This is a genomic window from Mesorhizobium sp. M0243 (assembly GCF_040321775.1).
Taxonomy (GTDB): domain Bacteria; phylum Pseudomonadota; class Alphaproteobacteria; order Rhizobiales; family Rhizobiaceae; genus Mesorhizobium.
In genome coordinates this window covers 74,028-88,448 of record NZ_JAMYSF010000031.1, presented here as the reverse complement: position 1 = coordinate 88,448, position 14,421 = coordinate 74,028, and the positions used below count along the sequence as shown (strand labels likewise).

Here is a 14,421-nt window from a genome sequence, read left to right as displayed (position 1 = left end):
TGGCGGGGCTCCGGTTCCTATCCTGCTTATGAGCAAGACGCTCTGACCTCCGGCTTACAGGGCAGTCGCACGCAGTTGGCGGCGCTCGCCGGCACGGAATGCTCACCTATACTTCCGCCCCATGGTCCGCTTTTGGTGAATGGACGGGACCGTACGAATGACTGCCATTGGGCGCAAAGCTGACATTTCGCGAAAGCGCCCAGATTTTGGAGCAGGACTTCAAAATTTGCCGATATAGAACCTTCCCGTAGGCTTGTCGTCTTTCATCCAGATCAGGGCCTGCGTCATGGAATCGACTTGGTCGTCGTGCCTGCCATGCGGAAATGCGAGCACCTCAAGCAGGAAGTCATCTCTCCAATGTGCGTCTTTCGGAAGATTGACGTTGCCGTTTTCGATCATCGCGGCAACGCGTGACAGCCGACTTTCCTTGTCGGTTCTGGCTTTTACCGCCGTCGTGCTGATGTCTTGGCTTTCCAAGTCGGCGATGAGGCTTGAGCCAGAGCCGGCATCTTCAATGAGGATGATGTCAGGGTCGTGCTCCAAAAGGGAGTTTTTGACGGACTTGATGAGGTCTGGATAAGCTGCCCTGACGCGCACGAGATCAAGGAGATAATAGTTGTTGTCGTCCTTGGCCCATGTCGTTCCGACGGAGTAATCGCTGGAGGGGTCGCCCTTAAGGGCGGTGTCCCAGCTTTGAACGATGGTCATCGACCGACGGTCGAGCTGATGCGGATCGTAGTCGCGAAACCACACCCTCTTGACCATGTTGCCGTCCGGTGGGGCAGGGGATTGTTGGTACTGCGCGGAAAAGTTGAGCGATCCTAATAGGCGCTTTAGACCGTCCAGTTCGGCGTGTCCCAGACGCGCGGGGTGGAGCAAGTCGCCGAACTTGCGATCGTGCCAGCGATTTACACTTGTCTGGACGCGTTCGTCCTGCTCGGCAATCGCCGACAGGTTCAAATGCTCCCAGCCGCCAGTCTCCAGAAGCACGCCTGCCAGGTCGTCGACATGCAATCTTTGCATGACAAGGACGACGGCACCGGCAGCGGGATTGTCGAAGCGCGACATCAATGTCGTGCGAACCCAGTCGGCGCACCTATTGCGAGCCGATTCCGAATGCGCTTCATCTGCCTTCAAGGGGTCATCGATAATGATGATGTCGCCACCGCGGCCGGTTAGCTGACCACCGGTCGAGGTCGCCAGGCGCCCACCGCCGAGCGTGGTCTGCAGTTCATTTTCAGTATTCTTGCGCGGGCTAACTTTGAACGTCGGAAACATCGACCGGTACCAGGCGGTGTTAATGACGGTTCGAAAATCGTTGGCGTGCTTGACCGCAAGAGGTTGAGCATAAGAGACGCAAATCATTTTCTTCGACGGATCGCGGCCAAGAATCCATGCCGGGAACGCGACCGAGCTGGTGACCGACTTCAACGATCGCGGTGGCATCGTAATGATCAGGCGCTTGCACTTGCCCGCTGAAACGCGCTCGAGTTGATGCGCAATCGCTCGGATGTGCCAGTTGGGCAAATACTTGGCACCTGGATCGACAGCGGAGAAAGCCAGCGCCACGAAGGTCGCCAGGTCATCGCGGGCCGCGCCCAACAGCAGCTGAAGGGCAGTCGGTGCAACGGGCGAGGAGGATGGTCGGCCCGGTAGGGGGAGTGGGGCGTTCATTCCTCATCTCCCTGGTCGCCGGTCTTGGAAGGGGCCTCAGTATCGTTCTCCGGCGAGTTCTTGTGGTCGAGATAATCCCGCATCATCTCGACCATTGTTTGCGGATCGAACACGTCGACCTCCGCATCGGGTTGCCGGCTTTCCTCAAGTTCGGCACAACGCGATGCGAGCTGAAGAGCATGGGCAGCCGACCGGAAATCGCCTGACAGCGCGTTGTTGCGCATTTTGAGGAGGATGGCCTCGAGTGCCGTCACCGTCGTCGTCCTTCCATTCTGCTGGATTTGGATCGGCCCAAAGAGCGTCTCGCGGACAATAGTGTTCATGTTTTTTTTGCCTTTCGGTCGCCCTTTCGGATTGCCTGACATTCCTTTCTGGAACCGGGCTTCAGTTGGAGGCTTGCCGTAGCCTATCGGGTAGTCGGCAGATTTCTTTCTCCGGGTGGTCACAGCACGCCTGCCACAGTTTCAGGCGCTGGGGTCGCGGACGCTGTTTTGGCGAGTACGCCGGAAGCTTTGACGCTTCCACGCTGCTCGAACATTTCCTCGAAAGTCTCGCCCGTGGTGGCGAGCGTTGCCTGCTTGCCCGTATGCCTTTCGAAGCGGCGGATGATCAGATCGCAATAGTGAGGATCGATCTCGATGAGGCGTGCATGGCGCCCCGTCTTGTGCGACGCGAGTAGCGTGGTCCCCGAGCCGCCAAATGGGTCCAGCACGACGTCGCCGCGGCGGCTGACGTCCAGCAGTGCGTCGGCAACCAGAGCGACAGGTTTGACGGTCGGATGCGCTTCGAGCTCCTCCATCCGCGTCGTGCCAAAGCTGTTGGCGCCGCGGTAGGTCCAGACATTGCTGCGGTGACGTCCATGTTTGCCGAGTTCGACATTATTGCGATGCGGCTCCTTGCCATTCCTGAACACCAGCACCAGTTCGTGCTGAGAGCGGTAGAGGCTGCCCATGCCGGCATTAGTCTTATTCCAGACGCACAGATTGAGCAGATCGCCGAACGTCTGTTTACCCGCCAACGTGGTCTCTGCGATATGGCGCCAATCCATGCACACGAAGGCGATCGCGCCCGCCTTGCTCGACCCAGCAATCAGTGAGAACGACTGCTCCAGAAACCCTGCGAACTCGTCGTCGGACATCTCGCCGGATGCCATTGCAAATTCCCGATGGCTCGTCTTGCCAAGACCACTGACGTGTCCGCCGATCGGAACATTGTAGGGCGGGTCTGTAAAACAGACGGATGCCTTCTCGCCCTGCATCAGCATATCGAAATGCTCTGCCGAAAGCGCGTTGCCGCAAAGCAGTCGATGATCGCCAAGTAGGAACAGATCGCCAGGCCGTGTTACTGCTGGTCCCGCCGATTGCTTCAGATGTTCCGCTTCGTCCCCTTCGGCCTCATCATCCTGATTGTCCGGCGAGAACTCGCTGATGATCAGATCGACCTCTGGGATGTCGAAGCCGGTGAGGCTCACATCGAAGTCGAGATCGACCAGCGCCTGCAACTCGATGGCCAGGATCTGCTTGTCCCAGCCGGCCTTCTCGGCGATCCGATTATCGGCGAGGATGTAAGCGCGCTTCTGCGCCTCACTGAGATGGTTGATCGAGAGGGTTGGAACGTCCTTCCATCCCAGCAGGCGCGCTGCTGAGAGTCGGCCATGGCCGGCAAGGACGTTGTTCTTCTCGTCGACCAGGACCGGATTGGTGAAGCCGAATTTTTCGATGCTGTCGGCAATTTGTCGGATTTGTTTCTTGGAATGGGTGCGAGCGTTGTTGCGGTAAGGGGTGAGTGCGTCGATCGAAACTGTGGTGATGTTGGTGGCCATGAGATCCTCTGAATGCCAGCGCAGGAACGACCGACATCGGTATGTTCCTGAGAATTACCCAGAGAATAGCGACCATTGACTTGGCGCAAAATACCAAATCTTCGGATCCATCGAACGAAACTTGAACTAAATGCATTTTTCTTTGTGTTATCACGACTTGAGATTGCAACAAAATATTTTGTCGCTCGGCAAAAGTGATGCTGAAGGCCGACAAAATGTTTTGTTGGCCTACATCTAGGCCGAACCAATACATGCTTTTTCAGCGACCTCAGCGTCGCAAGCTGATTCGCAAAATGCTGAGGGCCTCCTGTTTGAGCCGCAGAGCCAATGCCTTGGCCTCTTCCGGCGTCAGTTGATTGAGAGCCACACGAAGCGCTTCACACAGTTCGTCGAGAATTGGGTCATTGTCTTCTGATCCGGTATGGCGATGGGCGCGTTGCTGGAAGAACAGACTGAGCCAAAGGTCGAGCGCGCTGCCTTGCCATTTGCCCGTCTTGCGAGCTTGCCCCGACATTGCGATGGCAAGGCCGGCTAGAGCGTCCATTCCTCCGGCGACCTCGTACCCGTTGAGGAAATGGGCGAAGCGGCCGGATTGATCCCACTTAAGGGGCGCGGGCATGGTTGAGAAGTCGCCCTCCAGGGCCAGCCGTTCCCATTTGAGCAGCCTTGTCATTCGGCAGCCTCCGCCATCAGGCTGAGCCTTGGGCGGATCAACGAAACAAAGCGATTAGCCGTATGGCAGAGCCAGTCGAGCTGCTGGCCTTCGTCTGCGAAGTCTGACCTTGGCCTAAACACGCCCAACTCCGCATGAAATGGCCTGTCCGATTTCAGCCGCGCGACCAAATCAAGGCCGGTTTCTCCGCGCAATTCTGCAATGTCGTTGTGGAATTCATCAAAGAGAGCCTGACCATCCTCTTCGCGGAAGGTCAGGAACAGGCCGACTTCGGCTCTGCTGCCAGTCGACCGAAAGGCAGTCAGCCATCCTAGCGGGTCGGGCAGGGGAACTCTCACCCAGTTGTCGCCGCCGTGGCGTGGTGCCAGTTGGTCTGCGTGGTCGAACTGTACCTCATCAATGAACCGCTGCCAGAATGCGCGGTTGATGCCCCGCCGGTTTACTCGGTCGGGATCGACAACATTCTCCATGGTGTCAGCGGGCAGGGCGCTGATAGGTTCTGGCGTTTCCAAATAGAGCGGCATACCGCCGAGATCGACCAAAACTCTCTGCTGCAGGACTTCGGTCCGCAGCGGCACCGTAGGCACAACGATAATATTTCCAGAAGTCGCTTGCCAAATCTGGATTTCAAGTAGCGCGAGTAGTCCGCCGCCCTGCGCGTTGAGGTGCTCGGCAATCGCGTGAGTGTCCGATCGGATGCCGTCACCGGCAATGATGAGCTGAAAATCTCCGAGTCTTAGCGATCGTGTTACCGCATCGACGAACGGAGCTTCTTCCAGGTCTGGCCACCGAAGCTTCGCCGCGGCGAAGATCGGGTTGGGATCAACCAAGGTCAGCTTGCGCCTCAAGGTCGAGGATAGATCGCCAAAACTCCAGTGTCGTAGCAAAGCGGCATATTCGAGGATCTGCGCCAACACTTCTCGTCGTGCTTGGGGATTTCGCCAAAGCTTGCACTCGATGACGACCAGCCGGCCACTTCTGCTAACGCCCAGGAGGTCCGCAAATACTGTCCCGCCCGCGCGAGGCAGAGGGAGTTCGCAGCATAGGGGAACGATATCTCCAAGGCCGTGATCGCGGTCGGCGACGATGAGTTCGGGATGTCGAAATAGAAGATCGCGAAGCCAGCGCTCGTCATAAGCCGGCGCTGAGACGCTGGTGGGAGACTCTCCGACGCTCGGTGCATTGCGCACCAGAGGGTGTCGACGCAGCGGCGTGGCAATGTCTTGCAGGGATGATAGGAGCAATGCACTCATTCGGGTATGACGCTCTTTCTGAAAGGATGTGCCGGCTTCACACTGGACGCGGTCACCGCTGGTTCGGTGATGTTTCTGACGTGACTTGAAGTAAACTTCATGATGATGACCAATGCTGAAGCTGACTTCGTTGTCAACGAGAAATGCCGAAGTCACGCTTCAAGTATGAGCGACTCTTTAAAGCAGGCTATAGGTGCGCGAGTTCAGGCTGCGCGGCGCGGGGCGAAGCTGAGCCAGGAAGTGTTGGCTGACCGTGTTGGGCGCACCCCTGAGAGCATTTCCAATATCGAACGCGGCAAACAGCTACCCAGCATTGAGACGCTTGCCGAGTTAGCGCGCATCCTCAAGATGCCATTGATGGACTTTTTTGATGGTCTGGAAAAGACACGCCCGCTTTCGCGCGAGCGGGCGGAACTTGAGGCCGAGCTCCTCGAGACGGCGCGCCAACTGACACCTCGGCTTATCAAAGTTGCGGTGGAGCAGGTCAAGGCGCTGAGGCAGTTGGGCTGACGTTGACAACGGGCCTGGTGCCAGCGCCCGATGTTCTACACGGGATTTTGGGTAGCAAGGGTTGGGGGAATCTTTGGCGCGTGGCTGCGGTTGGCGTTGACACCCAATTTATCGGCGCTGTCGATGTCATTAGCGTCACGCGCAAGATCGTAAGGGCGACGCTGATCGCAATCATACTTTAGACTGCGGGCGGGCTCGTTGTCGTCCAAAGCCCGGCGCCCGCTAAGGGGAAGCCCTCCAGACGGGGGAGAACCCACCTCAACAAATATGTGTCATCTGCAGCTGCCGATAGAGAATGCAAGTCGGCATGCAAGCTCAGTCTATTTGCCCACGCTCCAGGCGGCATGGGGTCGACCGGCAGGCACTCAAAATTATCGATACATACATCGGCTACTTGGGCTTCTCCTCGGGCTTTTCATGGCCAACAGAATTGCCTCCAAGGTACGGCTCGATATCCGAAGCTTGACGATTCTATCCCACATCCACCTCATGTCCGCACCCTCAGCGCCTGCTCCAGCCTGTCGGCAATCTGTGTGACGATATAGGCAATCACCATATAGATCACGACGGCAATCACGAAGGCTTCGAGGTAGTAGTAGTTCAGCGCGGCGGTCAACTGGGACTGGGCGAAGATATCGACAACCTCGATGGCGAATCCGAGAGAAAGGGCCTTCATGATGACCATCATCGAAGTCGTCAGGTCAGGAATTGCCGTGAGGGCCACCTGGGGAAATAGGATACGTCGGAACAGTTGGCCGCCCGTATAGCCCAGCGAATGGGCTGCGTCCGACTGACCGGTGTCGAATGCATTCAGGGCTCCCTTGATAATCTCCGATTGGAACGCGGCGACACAGCCGGTAATCGCAACTACAAGGATGACCCAATTGGGGGTTTCGTGGGCGTTGAAGTTGATACCAAGCAATGAGAACAGGAACTGGAATGCGGGCGGCAGACCGAAATAGGCGAGGAAAATAACGATGACCATCGGAACGCCCTTGAAGACGATCTTGTAAGTCATGATGAGCTCTCGCAGCACCGGTACCCGTCTGTATTCGATAAGTGCGAATATGCTGCCGACTATCGTCGACAGGACGAAAATCATGAGCGCCATTCCAATCGTCACGGGTACGGCACTCAGAATTTCCTGCGTGTCCTGGAGCAAAATATCGGTATCAAACATGGTTGAATACCCTTACGTCAGACGCTCGCGAGGAGCTGGTTCTTGATCGGGGTTGTTGGCGTCGCCTCAGGCGCTTGCATCGGTGATCGAAGCTCGAAGAAGCGCACGATGAGCCATGCGACCAGGCACATCAGCGAATAGATGACCGCCAGGACGAGATAGGTTTCGAACTGGAATTGGTTGTAGTCTCGCTCCATGATCAGATGCGCAGTCGCCATGATGTCGGCCGCCCCGATGTACATGACCAGCGCAACGTTATGGATCAGGTAGATGACGGAGTTCCCATAGCCCGGCAAAGCGAAGTGCACCGCTTGCGGGCCGACGACGCGAGTAATTTTCTGTCGGAACGTATATCCAAGGCTGTCGGCCGCATCGTGCTGGCCGCGATCGACGGCCAGGTATGCAGGCCGCATGACTTCCGACAGATAGCCGCCGTGGTAGAGGCTCAACCCCACCATGGCAGCCATCGTCGCCGAAATAAAATCTTTGGCGCCGAACAGGATCACCAACAGCGGAAGCCCATAAAACGCGACGAACAACTGCAGTACGACAGGAACGCTCCGGGCATAGGACACGTAGAGGTCCACCAGGTGACTGATGACTGGCACCCTGCGGACCCGGAGGGTTGTCGCGATGAGAGCCAGGCAGAACCCGGAAATGAGGGCTGTAAACGTGATGGCGAGCGTCAGCGGCAGTGCCGAGAGCAACTCGGGAATCATAGCAGATACATCCACTTTGAACGCTCCTTCTTGCAATTCAGCCTTGCCGCTGACTAGCGAATATGGTCGCCGACGGCCGTGCTATTTCATGTACTGGACGATGCCCTCGCCGAACCACTTCTGCGAGAGCTTTTCGATCGTGCCGTCGTCTTTCAATTCCTTGAGAACCTTGTTCACATCGTCGGCCAGAACCTTGTTCTCGTCAGATCGGTGGATCAGCATGTAGGTGTTGTTGCTGAACACTGGCTCGGACGCCACGATATCGAGTTTCTTTTGCTCGATGACGGTCTGCTCACCGAGATTCGACGGCAGGACGAGAGCGTCGAACTTGCCGTTCTGAACTTCGTCCAGCCGGTTCGGGTAGGGGATACCGGCACTCGATGCCGTGACATCGAGCTTGTATTCCGGGTTTTCTTTCTGCCAATTCATGATGAACTTGTAGGTTCCACCGCCGGCCGTGGTCGGAACGATCCTCTTGCCGACCAGGTCTTTCATTTCCTTAATGCCGCTGTCTTTCTTGCTGTAAATCTTCATCAGGCTGGCGCCCATGGGATTTTCCGGAATGAGGAACTGCTTGGAGCGTTCGGGCGACTTGTAGTAGCCACCGACCGCGATGTCGTACTTGCCCGTGGCGAGGCCGGTTTCCTGGGCAATGTCGGAGACGCCTTCCATTTCGAACTTATACTGCGGCAGCTTTGCGTTGATCGCCTTCAGAAGATCGGGCTCATAGCCTTGCGGCTCGACGCCGATCGCGCCCCATGCCAGCGGCTTGGATTCGGCAGAGGTGGCGATCTTGATCGTCCGAACGGTCTGGCCATGGCTGATCCCCGCTGTTGCAAGGGCAATTGCGATGCCGCCAGCGATGGCCAGGGCATAGCGGCGAGAAAAACTGGATGTGATTGCAGACATTTCTTAGGTTCCCTTCTTGTTGAGCTATTGAAAAGCGAGTTCCGACTGCAGGAATTGGGCAAGTCGCGGGCTGGAAGGTGCATCGAAGATTTCAGCCGGGCTGCCATCGGCGGCAACCACGCCACGATCCATGAAGACAATCCGGTTGGAGATGTTCTTTGCGAATTGCATCTCGTGGGTCACAAGCAGCGAAGTGATCCCTGACGAGGTGACATCCTTGATCACCTTTAGAACTTCACCGACGAGCTCGGGATCCAGCGATGACGTAGGCTCATCGAAGAGTATCACGTCGGGGCGAACCGCCAGGGCGCGCGCGATGCCGGTGCGCTGGAGCTGGCCGCCCGACAGTTGGGAGGGATAGCTATCTCGCTTCGGGGTGAGGCCGACCCGCTCGAGCTCCCGCAAGGCGATCTCCCGCGCCTCATCTGCGGACTTGCGCTGCACGATCACCAGGGGATCCATCACGTTCTGCAGGACCGTCATGTTCTTGAAGACGTTGAATTGCTGAAAGACCATCGCCGTTCGCAACCGGATCGCCTGGACAGCGGTCTTGTCGGCACGCTGGTAATCCATCCGAATCTGATCGAACGCGATGGTTCCTGAGGACGGCTTGGCAAGGTAGTTGATGCATTTCAGCAACGTGGTCTTGCCGGTGCCGCTGGGGCCGATGATCGACACCACGTCACCCCGCTTTACCGAGAGATTGACGCCGTTCAGAACCTGCGTGCTTCCGTAGGACAGCTTTATATCTTTGAGTTCAAGCATTCTGGTTGGTGCCCTTCACAGTGTGGGACGGAGTGCCTTGACCGCATGCGACATCATCACCCGCTCTCCGCATGGCCGAGAACGTGCATCAGCCGGTTTGCCCAGCCGAAGATCGATATGGCGTGGATCAGATCGATGATCTCGCGGTCATCCATGCCAACTGATCGAAGCGCGGCGATGTCGTCTGCCGTCGCTTCCGACGGCGCCGCCGACAGGCGGCGGGCAAAGCTGTAGATTGCCGCATCGCGTTGGCCGAGCGCTTCAGGTTTGTCGAGATAAAGTGCGGTGACCACTTGGTCGCTCTTGGTCAACTCCGCATGCCGGCGGGCGTGGACAACGGCACAGAATTTGCAGCCATTGACGATCGAGGCCCCCAATGCGCCAAGTTCGCGGTCGGGACGGGCGAGCCCGCCTTCGACATACATGATTGCGTTGAACAGAACCGTGCGGGCAAGATAGCTCTCTGGGTCATGCGCAAGGGTGCGCACATATTCCGAAACTTTCTTGGCCGAAGGCGTAACCTTCATCGCTTCAAGCTGTTCCGGCGTGGCTTCGGATAGCTTGACCGGCGCGATGTATGGCTGCCAGTTCAGCGGCTTCAGGCGCACCGAGGAAATCATGCCGACCTCATCAATCGCAAGCCGGTCGCTACCCGCGTCTGGAAGTTGACGAAGGCAATCAGTTCGGAGAGCGCGACGATCTGAGGATTGCTCAATCCGGCCTGGGCGAGCAGGGCGATGTCGCTCGCCTCGGCCTTTTTTGGCGTCACCGTGACCAGGTCGGCGTGCCGGGCGATAGTCGCCAATGGTTCTTCCAGAGCCGTCTCGCCCTGGGCTACAGCCAGAAGCTGCTCTGTAGGATCAAGCTGATCCAGCTGAACATCATATTCGGCCACCAGGACCGGATCGGCATTCAGGGCGGCCATGCGACGGGCAAGAGCAACACGCAAATTCGGCGCCAGCCCCTGATCGTTTGCCGGGTGCAGCACCGAGAGGCGACATTCCTCGGCCCCTCGCACGAATTCGGGCCGAAACCGCCGTGCAGCGAAAAGGGCATCGTCCGGTGAAAGACCCGCTGCCTTGTCCATTGCGTCAATCACAGCGCGGCCTCCTTGTGCAACAAGGGTGTTGAATCGACCCACTCGTCGCCCAGAAGTTCGGGCGTGTCGTAGGCGATCAGATTGGCGAAGTGGGTTTCGACATCCTCGGCAAACAGCGATGCGGCAATGCCGCGCACAAGACGGTCGGCACCGGCGCTGACGGCCGGGATGTCGCCGGAGACCTTGCCGTGCGTTAGCATGGCGGCGTCGTTGAAGCAGTGGATATGTGCAAGCATCGGGCAGGAGCCGGGGACGCGTTCGCGAAACTCGAAGGCAGGACCGAGATCCGGCGCGTCCGACATGCCTGCACGACCCGGCCCCATATCCGGCCTATATCGGCCATCCGACCAGGTGCGGATATGTGGGGCGATCGCCGCGAATTCCGGGCGGCCGTTGAAGTCATTTGAAAAACCGGTTGCCGCGATCAGGAAGTCGTAGCGCATCAGCCCTTGTGTGGTTTCGATCAGCAGGCCCTCCGGATCTTCCCTTACCGCAACGATGCCGCAGTCGAGAAAGAACCGGGCATTCGCGTGGCGAGACACGCGAAGCGTGGATGAACGCGGCGGCGGCGTCTGGGTGGAGGCGGTGTAGTCGAAGAACTTCCACTTCCAGGCATCGGGCAATTCATGCATGCCGAGTACGACACCCGGGCTGCCGATGCCGGTCAGCTTGTTGATGCGCGGCATCTCCTTGCGCCGGATCAACATGTCGACAGAACCGGCGCCCGCCTCGAGTGCGGTCGCAGCATTGTCCATGGAAGAGGCACCGGCGCCGATAACTGCCACACGCTTGCCTTTCAGCGCATCGAAATCGATGTCGTCGGCAGAATGGGCCCAATAGGCGCGATCGATCCCGTTGAGGAAATCGGGTACGGCAATACCGCCCAGACCGGAGCGACCGGTGGCCAGAACCAGACGACGGGTGAGAACCCGGCCGGATTCCGCGCCTTCGATATCGATCGCAATCAGATCACCAACGGGTTCGACGGCGGTCATGCGCACGCTGTTGCGCAATGGCAGAGCCAGGACCTTGCGGTACCAGACCAGGTAATCCATCCACTGGCCCTTGGGGATTTTGTCCAGCGACCGCCAGGCCTCAACGCCCCATTGCGCCGTGAACCAGGCGCGGAACGTCAATTGCGGCAGGCCGAGCGACGGACCGTGCAGGGTTTTCGGCGACCGGAGCGTTTGCATGCGGGCAAACGTTACCCACGGCCCTTCGAGCCCTGCCGGAGCCGCGTCATAGGCGACGACATTGGTTATCCCCGTCAGCACCAGCTTTGCCGTGGCAGCAAGTCCACACATGCCGGCGCCGATCACCACGACGTCACGGACAGGGACACCATCGTGCGAACGTGCCGGGACCCATGGCCTGGCAGGCAGTTCGAGGAAGTCGAGATCCTGCGCCAGCTGTGCCTCGAGCGCGGCAAGACTTGTCAAAATTGGCGCGGTGGGGGAATGCTTCATATCCCCGTTCCGTGATTTGTGGCGGATGCAGGATCGGTCACCAGTTGGCCGGCCAAGGCCGGATCGAGTTTCTTGAAGCCGACTATCGATCGTTCAGCCACCGCTTCGACCGCCTCCATCAACGCCTGTGCGACTGGACGAAGGGGACGTTTTTCGGCAGCCACAACCCCCCAATAAAAGAGAACGGTCGCGTCAATCGGGCGGATGGCGACCCCTGGCAAGGCCACGCCATAGGCGGTGAGGGGATCAATGACAGCGGCAACGCCGGTCCGGCGCACAAGCTGCAACGCGCCATAGGCAGTATTCGTCCGGATCACTGGCCCGGTGTCGATACCCCTGGCGGCCAATGCCTTGGAGACGTGCAGTTGGAAACGCAGCGGGTTGAGCAAGGTAGCGACGCGACGGCCGGCAAAGGCCGAAAGCGGTATGACGTCGAGTTCTGCCAGCGGATCGTCCTCCCGCACAGCAGCAACATCGGGCGCCGAATAGAGCCGCAGGACATCCAGGCCGGGTGTATCGAGCGGCAGGCTTGAAAAGCCGATCTCGGCACGACCGCTGCGCACTTCCTGGGCCACGATGGAGGGAAGAAACTGTCCGAGATGTGTCTCGTGCGGAAGCTCGATACCCTTGAGCTCGGCCATGGCCGTCGGGATCAGGCCAGTGCCGATCGCGGAGGTTGTGACAATCTGCAGGATCCGACCCCGGCCGGCGGCGATCATCTTGGCCCGCGCCGCGAGTTCGGTGAAGGACATCAGCAGTCGCCGCGCTTCTTCTTCAAATGCGACACCCTCTTCAGATAGCTGCACCCGTCGACCGACCCGGTGCAGCAATTCGAAGCCAAGTTCGCCCTCAAGATCCTGAATGGTGCGTGTCACCGCAGGTTGGGAACGCCCGAGCATGTCAGCCGCCTTGGTAATGCTGCCGCTGGCAGCCACCGCAAGGAAGGTCTGAAGGTCCCGAGTTTCCATATTCTCCCTACATGTGAAATACGTATGATTGACATCGTCTCATTCATTTTTGATATATGTCAAGCGGAAACTAATGTTCTCAGCGGCGCTTGCCGGCTCAGAGCCGGAGCCCTTGATCGAAACGGCTGGGGGCAACCGAGGTGACTCCAATTCGAAACCTCGTGATGAAAAAACTTGTAGGCCGGGACTACAAGGATTCTCGAACCATAAAGCCTGCAACAGGAGGAATGTTATGCGCGTGAGTATTCTAGGCGCCGGAGCAATTGCCTATGGCCTTGCGGCCTATTTGGCACAATCGGGACACTCGCCAACACTTTGGTCACCGTCGGGACACCGCACCAGAACGTTGGCTACTGGCGAATTGTTGAAGGCGACGGGGGATATCGAGGCGACGGTGCCGGTGCGCATTGCCAAGGATTGCAGAGATGCTATCGAGCACGCGGACGTGGTGGTGATCGCGCTTCCGGCTTACGGCCACAAGATGGTGATGGACGCCGCCGTCCCTCATCTGGCAGATGGAATTCCGGTCATCATCAGTTCGCATAGTTCGTTCGGGGCTCTGTATCTCTGGAAGCGGTTGGCCGAGCGCAAGGTCAGGTTGCCGATCGTCGTTTGGGGCACAACGCTACTGACTGGCCGCCAGCTCGGATCAACCGAAGTCAATGTCACTTCCATTCGCCAGAAGCTTGATGTTGCGACGCTGCCTTTCGATGCGCTCGACCAAGGGTACGAGCTTTGCACGGCCTTGTTCGGCAATCGTTTCGTCAAGCGGGATGGTCTGCTGGCGATTGCGCTCAGCAACCTCAATCCGCAGAACCATCTGGGAATTGCCCTTCTCAATCTCACACGCATGGAAAAGGCCGAGCAGTGGAGCCAAGGGGGAAATGTCACTCCTGCCGTTGGTCGCTTGATCGAGGCTCTGGATGCCGAACGGTTGGCCATCGCTGCCCATTTCGGTATCGCGGTTCGTACGGTCCAGGAACATTTTTCATTGTCGTTTCATGTGCCCATGAGCACTGTTTCGGACATGAACCAGGAGATGGATCGTCTAGGCCGCGGCGGGTTTGGCCCGACAACCATCCAGAGCCGCTATATTCTCGAGGATGTTCCGTTCGGCCTGCTACCGACTGCCGTTCTGGGGAAGATCAGCGGAAATCCGGCGACACTCCATGAATCCGGAATTTCCATCTTGTCGGCGGCTTATGGCCGGGATCTCAAGGGAGATAATGATATTCTTCCTGCGCTCGGCATCGAGGAAATGACAAAGGCGGATCTTGAAACCCTTTGCCGCAAAGGGTTATAACAGCTTCCAGTGCGCTGTAGCCCAGCTGCAGTGAATATTCTCCCAGCCCGGCATCGGCAGGGTCCTTGGCCGCAGGCAGC

General features: G+C 58.2%; 15 protein-coding genes. 2 read left to right on the top strand and 13 right to left on the bottom strand.

The features are described 5' to 3' along the window. Positions 1 to 219: 219 nt before the first annotated feature. From terL to NKJ11_RS28860, 5 genes are all read right to left on the bottom strand, one after another. A complete protein-coding gene (gene terL, locus NKJ11_RS28880; protein WP_352794816.1) occupies positions 220 to 1,674 on the bottom strand; it encodes a phage terminase large subunit in 1,455 nt (484 codons plus the stop codon). Then, on the bottom strand, positions 1,671 to 2,120 hold the full coding sequence (locus NKJ11_RS28875) for a DUF5681 domain-containing protein (RefSeq protein ID WP_352794815.1): 450 nt from the start codon (positions 2,118 to 2,120) through the stop codon (positions 1,671 to 1,673). The genes terL and NKJ11_RS28875 overlap by 4 nt, the downstream gene beginning before the upstream one ends. Beyond that, the gene (locus NKJ11_RS28870; RefSeq protein ID WP_352794814.1) at positions 2,117 to 3,496 is read right to left on the bottom strand and encodes a site-specific DNA-methyltransferase; all 1,380 of its coding nucleotides are present in this window, start codon (positions 3,494 to 3,496) and stop codon (positions 2,117 to 2,119) included. Before NKJ11_RS28870 ends, NKJ11_RS28875 begins: the two co-directional genes overlap by 4 nt. A 268-nt stretch (positions 3,497 to 3,764) precedes the next feature. Further along, positions 3,765 to 4,169: a hypothetical protein gene (locus tag NKJ11_RS28865; protein ID WP_352794813.1), complete on the bottom strand. Its 405-nt coding sequence runs from the start codon at positions 4,167 to 4,169 to the stop codon at positions 3,765 to 3,767. Then, entirely contained in the window at positions 4,166 to 5,083 is a 918-nt protein-coding gene (locus NKJ11_RS28860; RefSeq protein ID WP_352794812.1) for a hypothetical protein, read from the bottom strand. Before NKJ11_RS28860 ends, NKJ11_RS28865 begins: the two co-directional genes overlap by 4 nt. Positions 5,084 to 5,521: 438 nt before the next feature. Between NKJ11_RS28860 and NKJ11_RS28855 the strand changes: the two genes are divergently transcribed. Continuing rightward, the gene (locus NKJ11_RS28855; protein ID WP_023809600.1) at positions 5,522 to 5,932 is read left to right on the top strand and encodes a helix-turn-helix domain-containing protein; all 411 of its coding nucleotides are present in this window, start codon (positions 5,522 to 5,524) and stop codon (positions 5,930 to 5,932) included. A 487-nt stretch (positions 5,933 to 6,419) separates the two neighbouring features. On the opposite strand, the gene NKJ11_RS28850 is transcribed toward NKJ11_RS28855, so the two are convergent. The 8 genes from NKJ11_RS28850 to NKJ11_RS28815 all read right to left on the bottom strand — a co-directional run bounded on the left by NKJ11_RS28850 (position 6,420) and on the right by NKJ11_RS28815 (position 13,038). Next, positions 6,420 to 7,112, bottom strand: coding sequence for an amino acid ABC transporter permease (locus tag NKJ11_RS28850; RefSeq protein ID WP_023809599.1), 693 nt, complete (start codon positions 7,110 to 7,112; stop codon positions 6,420 to 6,422). A gap of 17 nt (positions 7,113 to 7,129) precedes the next feature. After that, positions 7,130 to 7,846, bottom strand: coding sequence for an amino acid ABC transporter permease (locus NKJ11_RS28845; RefSeq protein ID WP_352442493.1), 717 nt, complete (start codon positions 7,844 to 7,846; stop codon positions 7,130 to 7,132). Between the two features lie 66 nt (positions 7,847 to 7,912). Further along, entirely contained in the window at positions 7,913 to 8,740 is an 828-nt protein-coding gene (locus tag NKJ11_RS28840; protein WP_023809597.1) for a transporter substrate-binding domain-containing protein, read from the bottom strand. A gap of 24 nt (positions 8,741 to 8,764) precedes the next feature. Beyond that, positions 8,765 to 9,505 carry an amino acid ABC transporter ATP-binding protein gene (locus tag NKJ11_RS28835; protein WP_023809596.1) on the bottom strand — a complete coding sequence of 247 codons (741 nt, stop codon included), beginning with the start codon at positions 9,503 to 9,505 and terminating at the stop codon, positions 8,765 to 8,767. A gap of 56 nt (positions 9,506 to 9,561) precedes the next feature. Next, positions 9,562 to 10,125, bottom strand: coding sequence for a peroxidase-related enzyme (locus tag NKJ11_RS28830; RefSeq protein ID WP_023809595.1), 564 nt, complete (start codon positions 10,123 to 10,125; stop codon positions 9,562 to 9,564). Next, positions 10,122 to 10,592, bottom strand: a complete 471-nt coding sequence (locus NKJ11_RS28825) for a CMD domain-containing protein (RefSeq protein WP_206535270.1) — start codon at positions 10,590 to 10,592, stop codon at positions 10,122 to 10,124. The genes NKJ11_RS28830 and NKJ11_RS28825 overlap by 4 nt, the downstream gene beginning before the upstream one ends. Positions 10,593 to 10,600: 8 nt before the next feature. Next, entirely contained in the window at positions 10,601 to 12,070 is a 1,470-nt protein-coding gene (locus tag NKJ11_RS28820; RefSeq protein WP_352442494.1) for an NAD(P)-binding domain-containing protein, read from the bottom strand. Then, the gene (locus tag NKJ11_RS28815) at positions 12,067 to 13,038 is read right to left on the bottom strand and encodes a LysR family transcriptional regulator (RefSeq protein WP_127291977.1); all 972 of its coding nucleotides are present in this window, start codon (positions 13,036 to 13,038) and stop codon (positions 12,067 to 12,069) included. The genes NKJ11_RS28820 and NKJ11_RS28815 overlap by 4 nt, the downstream gene beginning before the upstream one ends. Before the next feature lie 232 nt (positions 13,039 to 13,270). Here NKJ11_RS28815 and NKJ11_RS28810 point away from each other — a divergent pair, with 232 nt between their 5' ends. Continuing rightward, on the top strand, positions 13,271 to 14,341 hold the full coding sequence (locus tag NKJ11_RS28810; protein WP_127291980.1) for an NAD/NADP octopine/nopaline dehydrogenase family protein: 1,071 nt from the start codon (positions 13,271 to 13,273) through the stop codon (positions 14,339 to 14,341). Positions 14,342 to 14,421 lie beyond the last annotated feature (80 nt).

Excerpts from the sequence above, each read along its gene's own strand:
- terL (WP_352794816.1), bottom strand. The coding sequence starts at position 1,674 with ATGAACGCCCCACTCCCCCTACCGGGCCGACCATCCTCCTCGCCCGTT.
- NKJ11_RS28870 (WP_352794814.1), bottom strand. The coding sequence starts at position 3,496 with ATGGCCACCAACATCACCACAGTTTCGATCGACGCACTCACCCCTTAC.
- NKJ11_RS28865 (WP_352794813.1), bottom strand. The coding sequence starts at position 4,169 with ATGACAAGGCTGCTCAAATGGGAACGGCTGGCCCTGGAGGGCGACTTC.
- NKJ11_RS28855 (WP_023809600.1), top strand. The coding sequence starts at position 5,522 with ATGATGATGACCAATGCTGAAGCTGACTTCGTTGTCAACGAGAAATGC.
- NKJ11_RS28850 (WP_023809599.1), bottom strand. The coding sequence starts at position 7,112 with ATGTTTGATACCGATATTTTGCTCCAGGACACGCAGGAAATTCTGAGT.
- NKJ11_RS28840 (WP_023809597.1), bottom strand. The coding sequence starts at position 8,740 with ATGTCTGCAATCACATCCAGTTTTTCTCGCCGCTATGCCCTGGCCATC.
- NKJ11_RS28835 (WP_023809596.1), bottom strand. The coding sequence starts at position 9,505 with ATGCTTGAACTCAAAGATATAAAGCTGTCCTACGGAAGCACGCAGGTT.
- NKJ11_RS28830 (WP_023809595.1), bottom strand. The coding sequence starts at position 10,125 with ATGATTTCCTCGGTGCGCCTGAAGCCGCTGAACTGGCAGCCATACATC.
- NKJ11_RS28825 (WP_206535270.1), bottom strand. The coding sequence starts at position 10,592 with ATGGACAAGGCAGCGGGTCTTTCACCGGACGATGCCCTTTTCGCTGCA.
- NKJ11_RS28820 (WP_352442494.1), bottom strand. The coding sequence starts at position 12,070 with ATGAAGCATTCCCCCACCGCGCCAATTTTGACAAGTCTTGCCGCGCTC.
- NKJ11_RS28815 (WP_127291977.1), bottom strand. The coding sequence starts at position 13,038 with ATGGAAACTCGGGACCTTCAGACCTTCCTTGCGGTGGCTGCCAGCGGC.
- NKJ11_RS28810 (WP_127291980.1), top strand. The coding sequence starts at position 13,271 with ATGCGCGTGAGTATTCTAGGCGCCGGAGCAATTGCCTATGGCCTTGCG.